This is a genomic window from Kitasatospora sp. LaBMicrA B282 (genome assembly GCF_050325825.1).
GTDB lineage: Bacteria > Actinomycetota > Actinomycetes > Streptomycetales > Streptomycetaceae > Kitasatospora.
In genome coordinates this window covers 10,436-26,764 of the sequence record NZ_JBNQTI010000132.1, presented here as the reverse complement: position 1 = coordinate 26,764, position 16,329 = coordinate 10,436, and the positions used below count along the sequence as shown (strand labels likewise).

Genomic DNA, 16,329 nt, shown 5'->3' with positions numbered 1-16,329 from the left:
CCCCCCCCCTTCTTGCCTGCGCCTGTGCGGCTGCCGGCCGGCGGCCTGGCCCGGCTGCGCAGCCGGGCCTACTGGAACACCCCGCGCCGGGTCCGTGCGCTGACCGCGGCCGCGATCGCCGCCCTGCTGCTCTTCGCCGGGGTGGCGTGGACGGTGCTCGGCGGCGCCCGGGACAGCGTGGACGCGATCGGCCACCACAGCGCGCCGCAGGCCGAGCGGGCCTCCGACCTCTACTTCGCGCTCAGCGACCTGGACGCCCAGGCGGCCAACCTGCTGCTGGTCGGCGGCGACGACGCCGACGCCGCCAAGCGGATGGCCGTCCAGGACACCTACGACCAGCGCCGGGCCCAGGCCGACACCGACCTGGAACAGGCCACCGAGGCGCTCTCCGGTGACCCGGCCGGCCGCAAGGCGGTGCAGGGCGAGTTGGACGGGCTCGGCCGGTACGAGGCCCTGGTGGCCCGCTCCGACCTGCAGGAGAGCACCGCCAAGTCGCTGCCCGGCAAGCCCTCGGCGGACGCCCTGGCCACCTACCAGCAGGCCACCGACCTGCTGCGCAGCACCCTGCTGCCGGACGCCGACCAGGTGGCCAACGCGAACGCGGCCAACGTCAACGGCACCTACCGGGCGCAGACCGACGCGCTCGGCTCCGGCTGGTGGTGGCTGCTGCTGACCGGTCTGCTCGCGCTCCTGCTGCTGGCCGCACTGCAGCGCACCCTGACCGTCCGTTACCGCCGGCTGATCAGCCCGCCGCTGGTGGCCGCCCTGCTGCTCACCGTGGTCGGCCTCGGCTACGGCCTCTCGCTGGTCTCCGCGACCAAGGACCACCTGCACACCGCCAAGGTGGACGCCTACGACTCGGTGATCGCGCTCGGCCGGGCCAAGGCGGTGGCCTACGACAGCAACGCCGACGAGAGCCGCTGGCTGAGCGACCCGGGCCGGGCCGACGGCTACCAGCAGGCGTTCCTGACCAAGACCCAGCAGGTCGCGGACTTCTCCGGCGCCACGCTGGACGACTACAACGACCGGCTCGGCCAGGCGATCACCGCGCACCAGGGTGCCGGCCACCCGGTCTCCTTCGGCGGTTTCCTCGGCGACGAGGAGCGCAACATCACCTTCCCCGGCGAGCAGCAGGCCGCCGACCGGGTGCTCGCCGACTGGCTGACCTACCAGCAGGACGACCGGAAGATCCGGCAGTTCCAGCAGGACGGCAAGCTCAACCAGGCGATCGCCTTCGACACCGGCACCGCGGTCGGCCAGTCGGACGGCGACTTCTCGAAGCTGAGCGACGACTTCGACCAGGTGATCGGGATCAACCAGAAGGCCTTCGACCAGGCCGTGCAGCAGAGCGACGACGCGCTCGGCACCGGCGCGGGCGTCGCCGCCGGCCTGCTGCTGGCCGGCGCGCTGGCCCTCACCGTGCTGGCCGTGCGGCCCCGCCTGCGCGAGTACCGCTGACCACGTCGACCACCGACGGCGTCACTCCGTGGCCCTGGTGCTCCCCGGTTGCCGGGGCAGCGCCAGGGCCACCGTGTCGGCGAACTCCCGCACCGCACTGGTGCGGGAGACCACCCGGCCGCTGTGCACCACCAGCCGGCTGTGGCCGCCGGCCAGCGCACCGGCCAGGCTGTCCCCGCGCACCGCGAGCAGCTCGGCCGGGAAGCCGGCGTCCACCCGGACCACCGGCAGGCCCATCAGCTGCCGGGCCTGGCTGCTGACCGCCTCGTAGGCGGCCGTCACCCCGAGCGCGCCACCGGCCGCCAGCAGGTAGGCGGCCTCCAGCGGGTCGGCCCGGCCGACCGGGGTCACCGCGTCCCGCAGCGCCCCGCTGCCGGCCGCCAGCGGCACCTGGCTGTCGGTCAGCTCCCGCACCACCGCCGGGCCAAGGCCGCCCGGCGGGCCCTCCAGCGCGCCGCAGCAGCCGTTCTGCGGCAGGCAGACCACCCGCAGCCCGGCCCCGCGCAGCACCGCGCCGCCCCCGGGCGCCAGCCGGTCGCACGGGCCCACCACGACCCGCGGCCGCAGCGGCGCCAGCAGCGTGGCCAGCCGGGCCAGCACCACCGGGTCGGCAGCGCGCAGGTGCAGGTCCAGGGGGCAGTCGAAGTCGGTCGCCGCGGCCAGCACGGTCTGCACGTAGCCGACCGGGTCCGGGTCCAGCTCCGGGCAGCCGCCGACCGCGTCCGCGCCCATCCGCAGCGCCTCGCGCAGCTGGGCCCGCCCGTCCGCCCCGGCCGCCCCGGTGAGCAGCCGGGGCACCGCCACCGCCTGCAGCTCGGCCAGCCCGCGCAGCGCCTGCCGGGCGGTGAGCACCGCGTCCAGCCGGTGCAGCCCGTGCGCGTCGCCGATCCGGACGTGGCTGCGCTGTGCCGTGGCGCCGTAGCCGAGCGAGGTGAGCGCGGCCTCGGTGACCCGGCGCACCAGCTCGCCGGGTTCGCCGGGCCCGGGGCGGGTGTCGGCGTCCCGGGCGGTGAAGGCGGTGTCGTGGTGGGCGTGCGGCTCGGCGGGGGCGGGCAGCAGCAGGTAGCCGGTCAGGTCGATCCGGGCGCCGGTGGCCACGGTGGGGCCGTCGCCGCCGGCGGCGGCCAGCACGGCGGGCGGCAGCGCGGACTGGGGGAGCGGACCGAGGCTGCCGGCGGTGCCGACCGCCTGGATCCGGTCGCCGCTGATCCGCACGTCGACCACCCGGCCGTCGGCCAGCCTGGCATTGCTGAGCAGCAGCACCGGGCCGTGGCCGAGCGGGTTGCGGCCGCCACCGCTCATCGCCGGCTCCTCCCCGTCGGTCCCGTCCGCTCCCGGGGCCTGCTCCCGTCGCGGGCGCCGCTGGGGATGCGCTGACGGGGGGTCGCGGGTCGGGAGATCACTGGCGGCCGAGCCTAGGGTCAGCGCGGGCGTGGCGCGGGGAGGCTCGCTGCGGGGCGGGTCGCCGGGGAAGCCACGGAGCCTTCGAACGCCCGACCCCGAACCGGTGGTCGGTTCGAGCCGCGGACCTGCGATCTTGCGGCCGGCATACGGATTTCACCTCTGGCCCCGAACCGTGTAATCTCTTCCTCGTTCAACCGGTTCGCCCCTATAGCTCAGTCGGTAGAGCGTCTCCATGGTAAGGAGAAGGTCTGCGGTTCGATTCCGCATGGGGGCTCTGGTGAACGGGATTCCGCTCGTCGGATCCTGATCACCAAAGCGGTGTAGCTCAGTTGGTAGAGCAAGCGGCTCATAATCGCTGTGTCACCGGTTCAAGTCCGGTCACCGCTACCCCGCGTAGTCGATCGGGAGTTCACTCTCCCGATCGGCTACTCTTGTCGTGTCATCACCCATTGTCCAAGGAAGGCACTCCCGTGGCTGCCACCGACGTCCGCCCGAAGATCACGCTGGCCTGCGTGGAGTGCAAGGAGCGGAACTACATCACCAAGAAGAACCGGCGTAACGACCCGGACCGTCTTGAGCTGAAGAAGCACTGCCCCCGCTGCAACTCGCACACGGCGCACCGCGAGACCCGCTGACCCCCTGGGGAGTCGCCGGGCCTGCCGCGCCAGGTCTGCCTTCAGGCCGCACCCTCCGGGGTGCGGCCTGAAGTCGTTTCCGCCCCGTTCTTCCCCTGCGGTCCTTCTAGGAGACAGCCCCATGGCCCTCGACCCCTCCTTCATCGGGCGGAGCTATCCGCCCACCGACCCGTACGAGGTGGGCCGCGAGAAGATCCGCGAGTTCGCCGCCGCGATCGGTGACGACAACCCGGTCTACGGCGACCGCGAGGCGGCCAAGGCGCTCGGCCACCCGGACGTGATCGCGCCGCCGACCTTCCCGTTCTCCATCAGCTACGCCGCCGCCGCCCAGGTGGTGCTCGACCCCGACCTCGGGCTGGACTTCAGCCGGGTGGTGCACGGCGACCAGAAGTTCGTCTACAGCCGCCCGCTGCGGGCCGGCGACCGGGTCCGTTGCACGATCAGCATCGACAACATCAAGTCGCTGGCCGGCAACGACGTGCTCACCGTGCGCGGCGAGATCGCCGAGGAGAGCGGCGAGCACGTGGTGACCAGCATCATGACCCTGGTCGCGCGCGCGGCCGACGACGAGGCGGGGGAGTAGCGCCATGGCTGTCAGCTTCGACGAGGTCGCGGTCGGCACCGAACTGCCCGCCAGGTCCTTCCCGGTGACCCGCGCCACACTGGTCCGCTACGCGGGCGCCTCCGGCGACTTCAACCCGATCCACTGGAACGAGAAGTTCGCCCGCGAGGTCGGCCTGCCGGACGTGATCGCGCACGGCATGTTCACCATGGCCGAGGCGGTCCGGGTGGTCACCGACTGGACCGGCGACCCGGCCGCGGTCGTCGAGTACGGGGTCCGGTTCACCCGGCCCGTGGTGGTGCCCAACGACGACCTGGGCGCTGTGATCGAGGTCACCGGCAAGGTGGCCAAGCTGCTGGACGACCGTCGGGTGCAGGTCGACCTGGTGGTCACCAGCGGCGGGCAGAAGGTGCTCGGGATGTCGCGGGCCGTGGTCCAGCTGGCCTGAGCCGCGCCGCAGGACCCCGAGCCGCGCCGCAGGACGGGCGTCGCCCCCGGACCGGCCCGGGGGCGGCGCCCGTCATCCACTACCGTGGAGCGCGTGCACGTGACCGAGAACGCCCCCCTGGCCCCGCTGACCACGCTGCGGCTCGGCGGCCCCGCCCGCCGCCTGGTGACCGCGCGCACCGACGCCGAGGTGATCGAAGCCGTCCGCAGCGCCGACGCGGCCGGCGAGCCGCTGCTGGTGATCGGCGGCGGCAGCAACCTGGTGATCGGCGACGCCGGCTTCGCCGGCACCGTGCTGCGGATCGCCACCACCGGCCGGACGCTGGCGGGCACCGCGCTGGAGCTGGCGGCCGGCGAGGTCTGGGCGGACGCGGTGGCGCACACCGTCGAGGCGGGCCTGGCGGGCATCGAGTTCCTGGCCGGCATCCCCGGCTCGGCCGGCGCCACTCCGGTGCAGAACGTCGGCGCCTACGGCCAGGAGGTCGCCCAGACCATCACCGAGGTGGTCGCCTACGACCGGCAGGCCGGCGCGGCGGTCACCCTGCCCGCGGCCGACTGCGACTTCTCCTACCGGCACAGCCGGTTCAAGGCCGATCCCGAGCGCTACGTGGTGCTCCGGGTCCGGTTCGCCCTCGAGGGCGCCGGCGGCGCGTCCAGCCCGGTCCGCTACGCCGAGGTGGCCAAGACCCTGGGCGTGGAGGCCGGGGAGCGGGTGCCGCTGCGGACCGCCTTCGAGACGGTGCTGGCACTGCGCGCGGGCAAGGGCATGGTGCTCGACCCGACGGACCACGACACGTGGTCGGCCGGGTCCTTCTTCACCAATCCGGTGCTGACCCCCGAGCAGTACCAGGACTTCCGACAGCGGCTGGCCGAGCGTTCGCTCACGGCCCCCGCCTTCCCCGCACCGGACGGCCTGACCAAGACCTCGGCCGCCTGGCTGATCGACCGGGCCGGCTTCGCCAAGGGCTACGGCAGCGGTCCGGCCACCCTCTCCACCAAGCACACGCTGGCGCTGACCAACCGCGGCCGGGCGACCACCGCGGACCTGCTCGCCCTGGCCCGGGAGATCCAGGCGGGCGTGCACGCGGTGTTCGGCGTCCGGCTGGTCAACGAGCCGGTGCTGGTGGGCGTCGAACTCTGACGGGACGCGCGCTAGCGGGACGAGCGCCGCATCACGGCGAAGGCGATCAGGGCGACCAGCAGGATCAGCACGAACGCCGAGAAGCCGAGCCCGACGCCGTGGGTGCCGCGGTACCAGTAGCTGTGGTGGACCACGTACACGTGGTGGACCACCACGTGATGGGTGGTGCTGGTGTAGTGGGAGCCACCGGAGGTGGTCGTGGTGTGGGTCGTCGTATGAGTGGTCGTATGACTACCAGTGAGATGAGAGCTCATGAGGCGTCAGCTTCCCACGGCCGCTCCCGGCTTGGTCAACCAGGTGTCGATCTCGCCCAGCAGCTCCTTGCGCACCCACTCCGGGGCACGTGAACCGCGCACCGACTGGCGGGCCAGTTCCGCCAGCTCGGCGTCGGAGAAGCCGTGCACGGTGCGGGCCAGCTCGTACTGGGCGGCCAGCCGGGAGCCGAAGAGCAGCGGGTCGTCGGCGCCCAGCGCGATCGGCACCCCGGCCTCGAAGAGCCTGCGCAGCGGCACCGCCGGCGCCTGCTCGTAGACCCCGAGCGCCACGTTGGAGGCCGGGCAGACCTCGCAGGTGACCTGCCGGTCGGCCAGCCGCTGCATCAGCCGCGGGTCCTCGGCGGCCCGCACCCCGTGCCCGATCCGGCCGGCGCCCAGGTCGTCCAGGCAGTCGCGGACCGACTCGGGGCCGGCCAGCTCCCCGCCGTGCGGGGCGGCCAGCAGGTCGGCCCTGCGGGCGATCGCGAAGGCCCGGTCGAAGTCCCGGGCCAGGCCGCGCCGCTCGTCGTTGGAGAGCCCGAAGCCGACCACGCCCGCGTCCTGGTAGCGCACGGCCAGCCGGGCCAGCGTGCGGGCGTCCATCGGCGACTTCATCCGGTTCGCGGCGACCAGGACCCGGATCCCCACGCCGGTGCTGCCCGCGGCCTCGGCGACCGCGTCCAGGATCAGCTCCAGGGCCGGGATCAGCCCGCCCAGGCGGGGCGCGTAGGAGGTCGGGTCGACCTGGATCTCCAGCCAGCGGGAGCCGTCCGCCACCTCGTCCTCGGCGGTCTCCCGGACCAGCCGGCGGATGTCCTGCTCGTCGCGCAGCACCGAGCGGGCGGTGTCGTAGAGGCGCTGGAAGCGGAACCAGCCGCGCTCGTCGGTGGCGCGCAGCTTCGGCGGCGTCCCCTTGCTCAGCGCCTCCGGCAGCCGGACCCGGTGCTTCTCGGCCAGCTCCAGCAGCGTGGTCGGGCGCATCGAGCCGGTGAAGTGCAGGTGCAGATGGGCCTTGGGCAGCGTCCGGACGTCCCGCTGCGGCACTGCTTGCTGTTCCACGGCTAGCTCCATTGCCGAATCCTGCCGCATCGACCCCGGAAACGGGAACCGCCCCGGCCACATCCCCCGAAGGAGTGCATATCCCTCGAAGGAGTGAGCGGGGCGGTTCGCCGGGAGCCGGCGGCGGGCGTCAGTCGCGGGCCTCGCCCAGCAGCTTCTGCACCCGGCTGATCCCCTCGACCAGGTCGGCGTCGCCCAGCGCGTAGGAGAGCCGCAGGTAACCGGGGGTGCCGAAGGCCTCGCCCGGGACCACCGCGACCTCGGCCTCGTCCAGGATCAGCGCGGCCAGCTCGCCGGAGGTCTGCGGTCGCTTGCCGCGGATCTCCTTGCCGAGCAGCGCCTTGACCGACGGGTAGGCGTAGAAGGCGCCCTTGGGCTCGGGGCAGAGGACGCCCTCGATCTCGTTGAGCATCCGCACGATGGTCTGGCGGCGGCGGTCGAAGGCGACCTTCATCTCGTTGACTGCGGTCAGGTCCCCGCTGACCGCGGCCAGCGCGGCCACCTGGGCGACGTTGCTCACGTTGGAGGTGGCGTGCGACTGCAGGTTGGTCGCGGCGGCCACCACGTCCTTGGGGCCGATCAGCCAGCCCACCCGCCAGCCGGTCATCGCGTAGGTCTTGGCCACCCCGTTGACCACGATGCACTTGTCGGCCAGCTCCGGCAGCAGCGCGGGCAGCGAGGTGAAGGTGGCGTCGCCGTAGACCAGGTGCTGGTAGATCTCGTCGGTCAGCACCCACAGGCCGTGCTCGACCGCCCAGCGGCCGATCGCCTCGGTCTCGGCCTCGGTGTAGACCGAGCCGGTCGGGTTGGACGGCGAGACGAAGAGCACCGCCTTGGTGTTCGCGGTGCGGACCGACTCCAGCTGCTCGACCGAGACCTTGTAGTCGGTGGTCTCGTCGGCCACCAGCTCGACCGGGACGCCGCCGGCCAGCCGGATCGCCTCCGGGTACGTGGTCCAGTACGGCGCCGGCACGATGACCTCGTCACCCGGGTCCAGGATCGCGGCGAAGGCCTCGTAGATGGCCTGCTTGCCACCGTTGGTCACCAGCACCTGGGAGGCGTCGACCTGGTAGCCGGAGTCGCGCAGGGTCTTGGCCGCGATGGCCGCGCGCAGCTCGGGCAGGCCGGCCGCCGGGGTGTACCGGTGGTTCTTCGGGTCCCGGCAGGCCGCGACGGCGGCCTCGACGATGTAGTCGGGGGTGGGGAAGTCCGGCTCGCCGGCCCCGAAGCCGATCACCGGGCGGCCGGCCGCCTTGAGGGCCTTGGCCTTGGCGTCGACCGCGAGGGTGGCGGACTCGGCGATGGCGCCGATCCGGGCGGAGACCCGGCGCTGGGCGGCGGAGGACACGTTCGCGGGGGTGGAGTCGCTCATACCTGCATCGTCGCAGAAGCCGCCTGGCCCCTGCTCGACTGTTTCACGATCCGTACCTGACATGGAGGGGCGCGGTGAAGAGGTTCGACCAAACGCCGTGGAACCCGTACACTCACTGATCGACGGCAGCGACCGCCACCGACAGACCCGAAGCGTGCACCACGCCCACGGTCCGATGGGGTAGGTTATGCCTCACTCCGGCACCGCGAGGCGCCGAAGGGCACTAGCTCAATTGGTAGAGCACCGGTCTCCAAAACCGGCGGTTGGGGGTTCAAGTCCCTCGTGCCCTGCTGCTCGATCATCGTCCAGCCCGTTCGCTCCACAAGAGCGAGCGGGCTTGACGCGGAGTGGGCAGTGCATCTTCAGTAGTTCAGCTCAGCCAGTAGTTCCCAGCCAGCACTGCGCCGGATCGCCCGTGCTCACATGGCACGTCAGTGACCTTCGGCAGGACCCGGATTCAGGTGAGGACGAGTGACGGAGACCACGGGCTCCACCGCAACGCCTGAGAGCGGCAACCCCGAGGGTGCCGAGGACGCGACCCTGCTCGCGGAGGCGGTCGAGGACGCTGCGGTCGAGGAGATCGCACCGCTCTCCCGCCGTGCGCGCAAGCGCGCGAACAAGGCGTCCGGCGAGGGCAAGGCGGCCGGCAAGCGCGCCAAGAAGGGCCTCTTCGCCCGCACCGGCCTGTACTACCGGCAGATCATCGCCGAGCTCCGCAAGGTCGTCTGGCCCACCCGCAGCGAGCTGATGAACTACACCGCCGTCGTGGTGACCTTCGTGGTCGTCATGATCGGCCTGGTCGCGACCCTGGACTGGGGCTTCGCCAAGGCCAGCTTCTGGATCTTCGGCTGAGCAAGCCCCGATCCAGCTCCCCATAGCTTCACCACCCGACCCGGGTCGGCCCCTCAAGAGCACCAACGGGGGACCGCCCGGGTCGAGCTGTCGCCGCCGTGCGGACGATCCAGCTACCGTTGACTCGGTACTGTTGGGACTTCGAGTCGTCGCCACCGGCAGCCCGTGCCACCGGGTCCGCGGGGCGGCGCGGCTCGTAGCCGTACCATCTCCACCCCTCCAGGAAAGAAGCAGCCACCGTGTCTGAGTCCCCCCTGTACGACGCCGACGACCAGGATGCGGCCGCCGCCGAGGCCTTCGCTGCCGCCGAGGACTCTGCCGGGGACGCCGAGCAGATCATCGACGCCGTGAACGGTGACGAGGACGAGGTCGCGGCCGAGGAGGCCGGGGCCGACGAGGGCGCCGAGCTGCTCGAGGCGGGCGAGGACGACACCGAGGCCGACGCCGACGAGGCCTTCGCCGCGGCGTTCGCCGCCGCCACCGAGGACGCCGACGCCGACGAGGAGGCCGCCGAGGCCGTCGTCGAGGAGACCGTCGCCGAGGCCGACGCCGCCGAGGTCGTCGTCGAGGAGGCCGTCGAGGTCGAGCAGGTCGAGGAGCCGGCCGAGGAGGTCGACCCGGTCGCCAAGTTCCGCGAGGAGCTGCGCACCCTGCCCGGCGAGTGGTACGTGATCCACACCTACGCCGGCTACGAGAACCGGGTGAAGCAGAACCTGGAGCAGCGCGCCGTCTCGCTCAACGTCGAGGAGTACATCTTCCAGGCCGAGGTGCCGCAGGAGGAGGTCGTCCAGATCAAGAACGGCGACCGCAAGACCATCCGGCAGAACAAGCTCCCCGGCTACGTCCTGGTCCGCCTGGACCTGACCGCCGAGTCCTGGGGCGTGGTGCGCAACACCCCGGGTGTCACCGGCTTCGTCGGCAACGCCTACGACCCGTACCCGCTGACCCTGGACGAGGTCGTCAAGATGCTCGCCCCCGACGTCGAGCGCGCCGCCGCCAAGGAGGCCGGCAAGCCCTCGCCGGTCCGCCCGGCCGAGATCCAGGTGCTCGACTTCGAGGTCGGCGACTCGGTCACCGTCACCGACGGTCCGTTCGCCACCCTGCAGGCCACCATCAACGAGATCAACCCGGACTCGAAGAAGGTCAAGGGCCTGGTCGAGATCTTCGGTCGCGAGACCCCGGTCGAGCTGTCGTTCGACCAGATCCAGAAGAACTGACACCAGTCTTCGGTTCCGGGGCGGGGCGACGCTCCCGCCCCGGAGCCGTTTTGGCCGGGCGGCGCATTCCGCGTTAGCCTGGTCCGCTGTGTGTACGCATACCCGGGTGTCGCCCCGGAGCCGTGCACACGTCCATCGAAGGAAGGACCCGGAGAGACATGCCTCCCAAGAAGAAGAAGGTCACGGGGCTTATCAAGCTCCAGATCAACGCCGGTGCGGCCAACCCGGCCCCGCCGGTCGGCCCCGCGCTGGGTCAGCACGGCGTCAACATCATGGAGTTCTGCAAGGCCTACAACGCCGCGACCGAGTCGCAGCGTGGCATGGTCGTGCCGGTGGAGATCACGGTCTACGAGGACCGCACCTTCACCTTCATCACCAAGACCCCGCCGGCCGCGCGCCTCATCCTGAAGGCCGCGGGCATCGAGAAGGGCTCCGGCGAGCCGCACAAGACCAAGGTCGCCAAGCTGACCTCGGCCCAGGTGCGCGAGATCGCCACCACCAAGATGCCCGACCTCAACGCCAACGACCTGGACGCCGCGGAGAAGATCATCGCGGGTACCGCCCGGTCCATGGGCGTCGTCGTCGAGGGCTGAACACCCTTCTCGTCCCAGTGGTAGGGCCCGCGCGGCCCGGAACACCACGACTCCACGAAACTCAGGAGCAGCAGTGAAGCGCAGCAAGGCCCTCAAGGCCGCCGACCTCAAGGTCGACCCGGCCCGCCTGTACGCCCCGCTCGAGGCCGTCCGCCTCGCCCGGGAGACCTCCACCACCAAGTTCGACGCGACCGTCGAGGTTGCCATGCGTCTGGGCGTCGACCCGCGCAAGGCCGACCAGATGGTCCGCAGCACCGTCAACCTGCCGCACGGTACCGGTAAGACCGCCCGGGTCCTGGTCTTCGCGACCGGTGACCGTGCCGCGGCTGCGGAGGCTGCTGGCGCCGACATCGTCGGCTCCGACGAGCTGATCGACGAGGTCGCCAAGGGTCGTCTGGACTTCGACGCCGTCGTCGCCACCCCGGACCTGATGGGCAAGGTCGGCCGCCTGGGCCGCGTGCTCGGTCCCCGTGGTCTGATGCCGAACCCGAAGACCGGCACGGTCACCGTGGACGTGGCGAAGGCTGTCACGGACATCAAGGGCGGCAAGATCGAGTTCCGCGTCGACAAGCACTCGAACCTGCACTTCATCATCGGCAAGGCGTCCTTCACCGACGAGCAGCTCGTCGAGAACTACGCCGCGGCGCTGGACGAGGTGCTGCGGGCCAAGCCGTCCGCCGCCAAGGGTCGCTACATCAAGAAGACCGCGTTCTCGACCACCATGGGCCCCGGCATCCAGGTGGACCCGAACCGCACCCGCAACCTCCTGACCGAGGAGGACCCGGCAGCTGTCTGATGACGGCCGGGTCGGGCCTCGGCTGAGGCCCGATGCTTCCCCAGGGCCCGTGCTCCGCAAGGAGCGCGGGCCCTGTTGCATGTCCGGAACCGGGAACCTGCATGTCCGGAACCGGGAACCGAAACCCCTTTTCAGCTTGTCTTCATGGTCGGCTAGAGTCCGGCAGGTCATCTGAGAAACGTACGGAACAGAAGTGCCCGGACCGGGTACTCAGAGGGGGAAATCGTGCGCATCGCGCGTATCGCCGTGTCACTGACCATTCCGGCCCTGCTCGTGGGCTCGCTCGCCGCGTGCAGCAGCAGCTCCAAGTCGGGCAACGGTGCCACCGGTGGCGCCGCGGGCGTGCCCGCCGCCGCGCCGAACCTCGACCCGAAGGGCGAGATGCTCGCCGCCGCCGCCGTGATGCAGAAGGCCGGCAGCGCCAACGTCACGATGAGCACGCCGGGCGACACCAGCGGCGACGGCACCGGCGTCTACCAGTGGGCCGGCCAGGGGGCGCTCGACCTCCAGGGCAAGGACAAGGGCAAGCCGGTGAAGATGCGGGTCGTCAACGGCAGCGCCTACATGGGCGCCGACGACACCGGGGCGGCCGCGATGGGCGGCAAGCACTGGATCGACATGAGCAGCATGACGGCCGCCATGGGCGGCGCCGGCGCGGACCCGTTCACCGGGCTCTTCGTGCTGCTGAACCCGGCCAACGAGCTGACCGTCGCCTCCCAGAGCAGCACCCTGACCAAGGTCGGCACCGAGCAGGTCGGCGGAGGCTCCACCACCCACTACCGCAGCTCCACGCCGGCCGCGGACCTGGTGGCCAAGCTGCCGAACCTCACCGACGCCCAGCGCAAGGCCGCCCAGTCGATGGCCTCCGAGGGCGGCGCCAACCTGATCTTCGACTTCTGGCTGAACGGCAAGCACGAGCTGGTCCAGATGGAGCAGCAGAACTCCGACAGCTCCTCGCCGGCCCCCGCCGCGAGCCCGAGCGACAGCAGCGACAGCAGCGCCACCATGATCCAGTTCACCAACCTCGGCGTGAAGGTGAACGTCAGCGCGCCGGCGGCGAGCGACGTGGCCAGCCCGGCCGACGCGGCCAAGTGGTTCGCCGCGCAGGGCAGCGACAACAGCAACAACTGAGGCGCCCGGGGAAACCCCAAGGAAAGGGGACTCGCATGACCAGTACGCGTACCCGCACCCTCGCCGCCGCGGCCCTGGTGGCCACCCTGGCCGTCGGCGCCACGGCGTGCGGCGGTGGCAAGTCGACCGGCGGCCAGGGGCAGGCCGAGGGCGGCGCGCCGACCAAGGCCGCCGCGGGCAACCCGGCTCCGGCCCAGTCGCCGGTCGACGTCACGCCGGTGGGCTTCCTGCAGCAGGTCACCAAGAAGACCAGCGAGCAGAAGTCGGCGAAGATCACCGAGGAGATCAAGACCCAGAACGGTGACATCACCGCGGCCGGGCCGGTCTCCTGGGCGAGCGGCATGCAGGGCTCGATGACCATCCAGATGCCCATGCTGGCCGAGAAGCTCGGCACCGACGGCGCGGTGGACGCGGTCTACCTGCCCGATGCCATGTACATGAACATGCACATGCCGCAGTCGATGGTGGACCAGATGGGCGGCAAGCACTGGTTCAAGTACGCCTACGCGGACCTGGCCAAGCTGATGGGCCCGGCCGGTGCCAGCCTGAAGAACGGGCTGACCAACGCCGACCCGGTCACCGCGGTGCAGAACATGATCGCCTCGAACCAGGTGACCAAGGTCGGCCCGGACAGCGTCGACGGCACCCCGGCGACCCACTACACGGCCGACCTGACCCTGGACCAGCTGTCCGGCCAGGGCAGCTCGCTCACGCCGGACCAGGTCTCGGGGCTGCGCCAGCAGCTCCAGTCGCAGGGCATCAGCAAGGCGCACTACGACGTCTGGGTCAGCGACCAGGGCCTGCTGCTCAAGCAGGAGTCCAAGTCCGAGACGGCGAACGGTCCGATCGACATGTCGGCGACCTACTCCGACTACGGCGTGGCGGTCACCGCCCAGGCGCCGGCGGCCGACGACACCCTGGACTTCGCCCAGCTGATCCAGCAGAACGGCGGTCTCGGCGGTGGGCTGGGCAGTGGCCTGAGCGGCGGCCCGGGCGGCGGAAGCGCCGCAAGCTGACCCCCTGAGGGGTGCCCGGCGATCGCATGGCACCCTGAGGGGAACAGGACCGGACCGGGAGGCGAGCGTGGCGGGAGCGCGCAGGGTGACGGGCGCGGCAGCGGCCGCGCTCGCTCTGGCCGCTGCCCTGGCGGCCTGCGGCGGCTCGGCCGGCCACGCCGTGGTCGGCGCCACGCCCTCCCCGTCCACCGCCTCCCCGTCGCCCTCGGAGAGCAGGCCCAGCGACCGCTCGCCGCAGGGCGTGCTGCTCTCCGCCGAGCAGGTGCTGCAGACCGCCCGGCGGGCCAAGCTGAGCTACCGCTTCGACGGTCCGGACGGCACCGGCGAGACCGCCGACGGGGTGCTCTACTGGGCGCCCAAGACGATCATGCAGCTGACCCGGACCACCCAGGGCACCACCCAGCAGCTGATCATCATGGACACCGTGGCCTACCAGGGCGGCGATGCGGCCACCGCGGCCAGGCTGGGCGGCAAGCACTGGGCGAAGAGCACCGGTCCGACGCTGCCGGACGGCCGGCAGGACACCCCGTTCGCCGCGCTGGTGGACCAGCTCAACCCGTTGCAGGCGGTGACCGCCGCGGCCTCCGCGCCGGACCTGCAGAAGCTCGGTGAGGAGAAGGTGGGCGACGGGACCGCGGAGCACTACTCCGCCACCGTCTCGGTCGCGGACTACGCGGCCGCCCAGCAGAACCTGCTCACCCCCGAGCGGCGGCAGCAGCTGGCCGCCGCGCTCGGCCAGGGCGGGGTGACCAGCCTCACCCTGGACCTCTGGCTCAACGACAAGGACCAGCTGGTCCAGCTGCAGCGCTCCGGCCTCGGCAGCGGCGGCGACCTGGAGCAGGTGATCCAGTACAGCCAGTTCGGCGACCAGCAGCTCTCGGTCACCTCGCCGCCGGAGGACGACACCCAGAGCGTCCCCGGCTGAGCTCCGGGCCGGCCGGATTTGCCGCATCCGCACCTCGCCCCGTACGCTGAGGGAGCCAAAGACCGCTGGTTGTCGTGGTGCGTCCGCAAGGAGGCTCCCGACCGAAGGATCTGCGCTTCGTCGCAGGCAGCCCGCGCAGGAGTGTCTGGAGCTTGGACTTCCGTCCGCATCGAGCCTTTCCGGGTTGCCTAGGTTTCCCGTGATCGGCGTGCGGCCGTCGAGGTCCGTCTACGAGCCCCGTGCGACTGCGCACCGGGGCTCTTTTCGTTCTCCGTGCGGCTTCCTTCCGCTCCGTGGTCCGAGGCACCGAAGGTCGACTTGTCCAGGTCGGCCGACCTCGACATCACGGAAGGAGGCGTAAGCCTATGGCAAGGCCCGACAAGGCTGCTGCCGTCGCGGAGATCGCGGACAAGTTCCGTTCCTCCAACGCGGCCGTGCTGACCGAGTACCGCGGTCTGACGGTGAAGCAGGTCAAGACCCTGCGTCGCTCGCTGGGTGCTAACGCCCAGTACGCCGTGGTGAAGAACACGCTGACCAAGATTGCGGCCAACGAGGCCGGGATCACGGAGCTCGACGACCAGTTCAACGGTCCGACGGCTGTCGCCTTCGTCACCGGTGACCCGGTGGAGTCGGCCAAGGCTCTGCGTGACTTCGCCAAGGAGAACCCCGCCCTGATCATCAAGGGCGGCGTGCTCGACGGTAAGGCACTGTCTGCCGACGACATCAAGAAGCTCGCGGACCTCGAGTCCCGCGAGGTGCTGCTCGCCAAGCTGGCGGGTGCCATGAAGGCCAAGCCCTCCCAGGCTGCCGCGCTCTTCCAGGCCCTGCCCTCGAAGCTCGTCCGCACCGTGGACGCGCTTCGCGAGAAGGTCGAGCAGGGCGGTGCCGGTACGCCGGCTCCCGCCGCCGAGGACGCCGCCGCCGAGTGATCGGCGGCGCGCAAGCGCCCTCGCAGCGGGCCTGCGCCCGCCAATCCCGTACATCCGGCACCACCTGCCGATTTAGTGGAAGGACGCCTAATCATGGCGAAGCTGTCCCAGGACGAGCTGCTCGCGCAGTTCGAGGAGATGACCCTCATCGAGCTCTCCGCGTTCGTCGCGGCGTTCGAGGAGAAGTTCGACGTCACCGCCGCCGCCCCGGTTGCCGTTGCCGCCGTCGGCGCCCCGGGTGCCGTGGCCGAGGCCGCTGAGGAGCAGGACGAGTTCGACGTCATCCTCGACGGTGCCGGCGACAAGAAGATCCAGGTCATCAAGGAGGTGCGCACCCTGACCTCCCTCGGCCTGAAGGAGGCCAAGGACCTCGTTGACACCGCCGGCGCCAAGGTGCTGGAGAAGGTCAACAAGGAGACCGCCGAGAAGGCCAAGGCCGCCCTCGAGGGTGCCGGCGCCAAGGTCACCGTCAAGTGACTTCTCGCTCCTGAGTGAGCTCTTCGGGCCGGGTCGGCCACCCCTCGCGGGTGGCCGACCC

General features: G+C 71.5%; 18 protein-coding genes and 3 tRNA genes. 17 read left to right on the top strand and 4 right to left on the bottom strand.

The features are described from left to right. The coding region (locus tag ACQRUO_RS28845) for a hypothetical protein (protein WP_428319029.1) at nucleotides 1–1,458 on the top strand (1,458 nt) is incomplete at its 5' end. Between the two features lie 21 nt (nucleotides 1,459–1,479). On the opposite strand, the gene ACQRUO_RS28840 is transcribed toward ACQRUO_RS28845, so the two are convergent. Beyond that, nucleotides 1,480–2,760, bottom strand: coding sequence for a hydrolase (locus ACQRUO_RS28840; RefSeq protein ID WP_428319028.1), 1,281 nt, complete (start codon nucleotides 2,758–2,760; stop codon nucleotides 1,480–1,482). A 303-nt stretch (nucleotides 2,761–3,063) separates the two neighbouring features. Between ACQRUO_RS28840 and ACQRUO_RS28835 the strand changes: the two genes are divergently transcribed. The 6 genes from ACQRUO_RS28835 (at nucleotide 3,064) to ACQRUO_RS28810 (ending at nucleotide 5,647) form a co-directional block, all read left to right on the top strand. Next, nucleotides 3,064–3,136, top strand: a tRNA-Thr gene (locus ACQRUO_RS28835). Between the two features lie 40 nt (nucleotides 3,137–3,176). Next, nucleotides 3,177–3,249, top strand: a tRNA-Met gene (locus ACQRUO_RS28830). Between the two features lie 83 nt (nucleotides 3,250–3,332). Next, nucleotides 3,333–3,497 carry a 50S ribosomal protein L33 gene (gene rpmG / locus ACQRUO_RS28825; RefSeq protein WP_014144273.1) on the top strand — a complete coding sequence of 55 codons (165 nt, stop codon included), beginning with the start codon at nucleotides 3,333–3,335 and terminating at the stop codon, nucleotides 3,495–3,497. A gap of 121 nt (nucleotides 3,498–3,618) precedes the next feature. Beyond that, nucleotides 3,619–4,080 carry an FAS1-like dehydratase domain-containing protein gene (locus tag ACQRUO_RS28820; RefSeq protein WP_428319027.1) on the top strand — a complete coding sequence of 154 codons (462 nt, stop codon included), beginning with the start codon at nucleotides 3,619–3,621 and terminating at the stop codon, nucleotides 4,078–4,080. A gap of 4 nt (nucleotides 4,081–4,084) precedes the next feature. Then, nucleotides 4,085–4,507: a MaoC family dehydratase gene (locus ACQRUO_RS28815; RefSeq protein ID WP_428319026.1), complete on the top strand. Its 423-nt coding sequence runs from the start codon at nucleotides 4,085–4,087 to the stop codon at nucleotides 4,505–4,507. Nucleotides 4,508–4,591: 84 nt separating this feature from the next. After that, nucleotides 4,592–5,647, top strand: a complete 1,056-nt coding sequence (locus ACQRUO_RS28810; RefSeq protein ID WP_428319025.1) for a UDP-N-acetylmuramate dehydrogenase — start codon at nucleotides 4,592–4,594, stop codon at nucleotides 5,645–5,647. A gap of 11 nt (nucleotides 5,648–5,658) precedes the next feature. On the opposite strand, the gene ACQRUO_RS28805 is transcribed toward ACQRUO_RS28810, so the two are convergent. The 3 genes from ACQRUO_RS28805 to ACQRUO_RS28795 form a co-directional block, all read right to left on the bottom strand. Next, the gene (locus ACQRUO_RS28805; protein ID WP_428319024.1) at nucleotides 5,659–5,901 is read right to left on the bottom strand and encodes a hypothetical protein; all 243 of its coding nucleotides are present in this window, start codon (nucleotides 5,899–5,901) and stop codon (nucleotides 5,659–5,661) included. A gap of 6 nt (nucleotides 5,902–5,907) precedes the next feature. Beyond that, a complete protein-coding gene (locus ACQRUO_RS28800; RefSeq protein WP_428319023.1) occupies nucleotides 5,908–6,990 on the bottom strand; it encodes an adenosine deaminase in 1,083 nt (360 codons plus the stop codon). A 100-nt stretch (nucleotides 6,991–7,090) separates the two neighbouring features. Further along, entirely contained in the window at nucleotides 7,091–8,332 is a 1,242-nt protein-coding gene (locus ACQRUO_RS28795; RefSeq protein ID WP_428319022.1) for a pyridoxal phosphate-dependent aminotransferase, read from the bottom strand. 217 nt (nucleotides 8,333–8,549) lie between these two features. On the opposite strand from ACQRUO_RS28795, the gene ACQRUO_RS28790 reads away from it, so the two are divergent. The 10 genes from ACQRUO_RS28790 (at nucleotide 8,550) to rplL (ending at nucleotide 16,268) form a co-directional block, all read left to right on the top strand. Further along, nucleotides 8,550–8,622 (top strand) — tRNA-Trp (locus tag ACQRUO_RS28790). Nucleotides 8,623–8,911: 289 nt separating this feature from the next. Next, nucleotides 8,912–9,184 carry a preprotein translocase subunit SecE gene (secE, locus tag ACQRUO_RS28785; protein WP_428319030.1) on the top strand — a complete coding sequence of 91 codons (273 nt, stop codon included), beginning with the start codon at nucleotides 8,912–8,914 and terminating at the stop codon, nucleotides 9,182–9,184. A 239-nt stretch (nucleotides 9,185–9,423) separates the two neighbouring features. After that, nucleotides 9,424–10,401, top strand: a complete 978-nt coding sequence (nusG, locus tag ACQRUO_RS28780) for a transcription termination/antitermination protein NusG (RefSeq protein ID WP_428319021.1) — start codon at nucleotides 9,424–9,426, stop codon at nucleotides 10,399–10,401. Nucleotides 10,402–10,559: 158 nt separating this feature from the next. Continuing rightward, nucleotides 10,560–10,994, top strand: coding sequence for a 50S ribosomal protein L11 (gene rplK / locus ACQRUO_RS28775; RefSeq protein WP_428319020.1), 435 nt, complete (start codon nucleotides 10,560–10,562; stop codon nucleotides 10,992–10,994). Between the two features lie 73 nt (nucleotides 10,995–11,067). Further along, the gene (rplA, locus tag ACQRUO_RS28770) at nucleotides 11,068–11,790 is read left to right on the top strand and encodes a 50S ribosomal protein L1 (RefSeq protein WP_428319019.1); all 723 of its coding nucleotides are present in this window, start codon (nucleotides 11,068–11,070) and stop codon (nucleotides 11,788–11,790) included. Nucleotides 11,791–12,015: 225 nt separating this feature from the next. Further along, nucleotides 12,016–12,921 (top strand): hypothetical protein, encoded by a 906-nt coding sequence (locus ACQRUO_RS28765; RefSeq protein ID WP_428319018.1) that lies wholly within the window; start codon nucleotides 12,016–12,018, stop codon nucleotides 12,919–12,921. Between the two features lie 35 nt (nucleotides 12,922–12,956). After that, nucleotides 12,957–13,937, top strand: a complete 981-nt coding sequence (locus ACQRUO_RS28760; RefSeq protein ID WP_428319017.1) for a hypothetical protein — start codon at nucleotides 12,957–12,959, stop codon at nucleotides 13,935–13,937. A gap of 85 nt (nucleotides 13,938–14,022) precedes the next feature. Beyond that, complete coding sequence (locus ACQRUO_RS28755) at nucleotides 14,023–14,862, top strand: hypothetical protein (protein ID WP_428319016.1); 840 nt, start codon at nucleotides 14,023–14,025, stop codon at nucleotides 14,860–14,862. Nucleotides 14,863–15,227: 365 nt separating this feature from the next. After that, entirely contained in the window at nucleotides 15,228–15,791 is a 564-nt protein-coding gene (rplJ, locus tag ACQRUO_RS28750) for a 50S ribosomal protein L10 (protein ID WP_428319015.1), read from the top strand. 93 nt (nucleotides 15,792–15,884) lie between these two features. Next, a complete protein-coding gene (gene rplL / locus ACQRUO_RS28745; RefSeq protein WP_428319014.1) occupies nucleotides 15,885–16,268 on the top strand; it encodes a 50S ribosomal protein L7/L12 in 384 nt (127 codons plus the stop codon). Nucleotides 16,269–16,329: the final 61 nt, after the last annotated feature.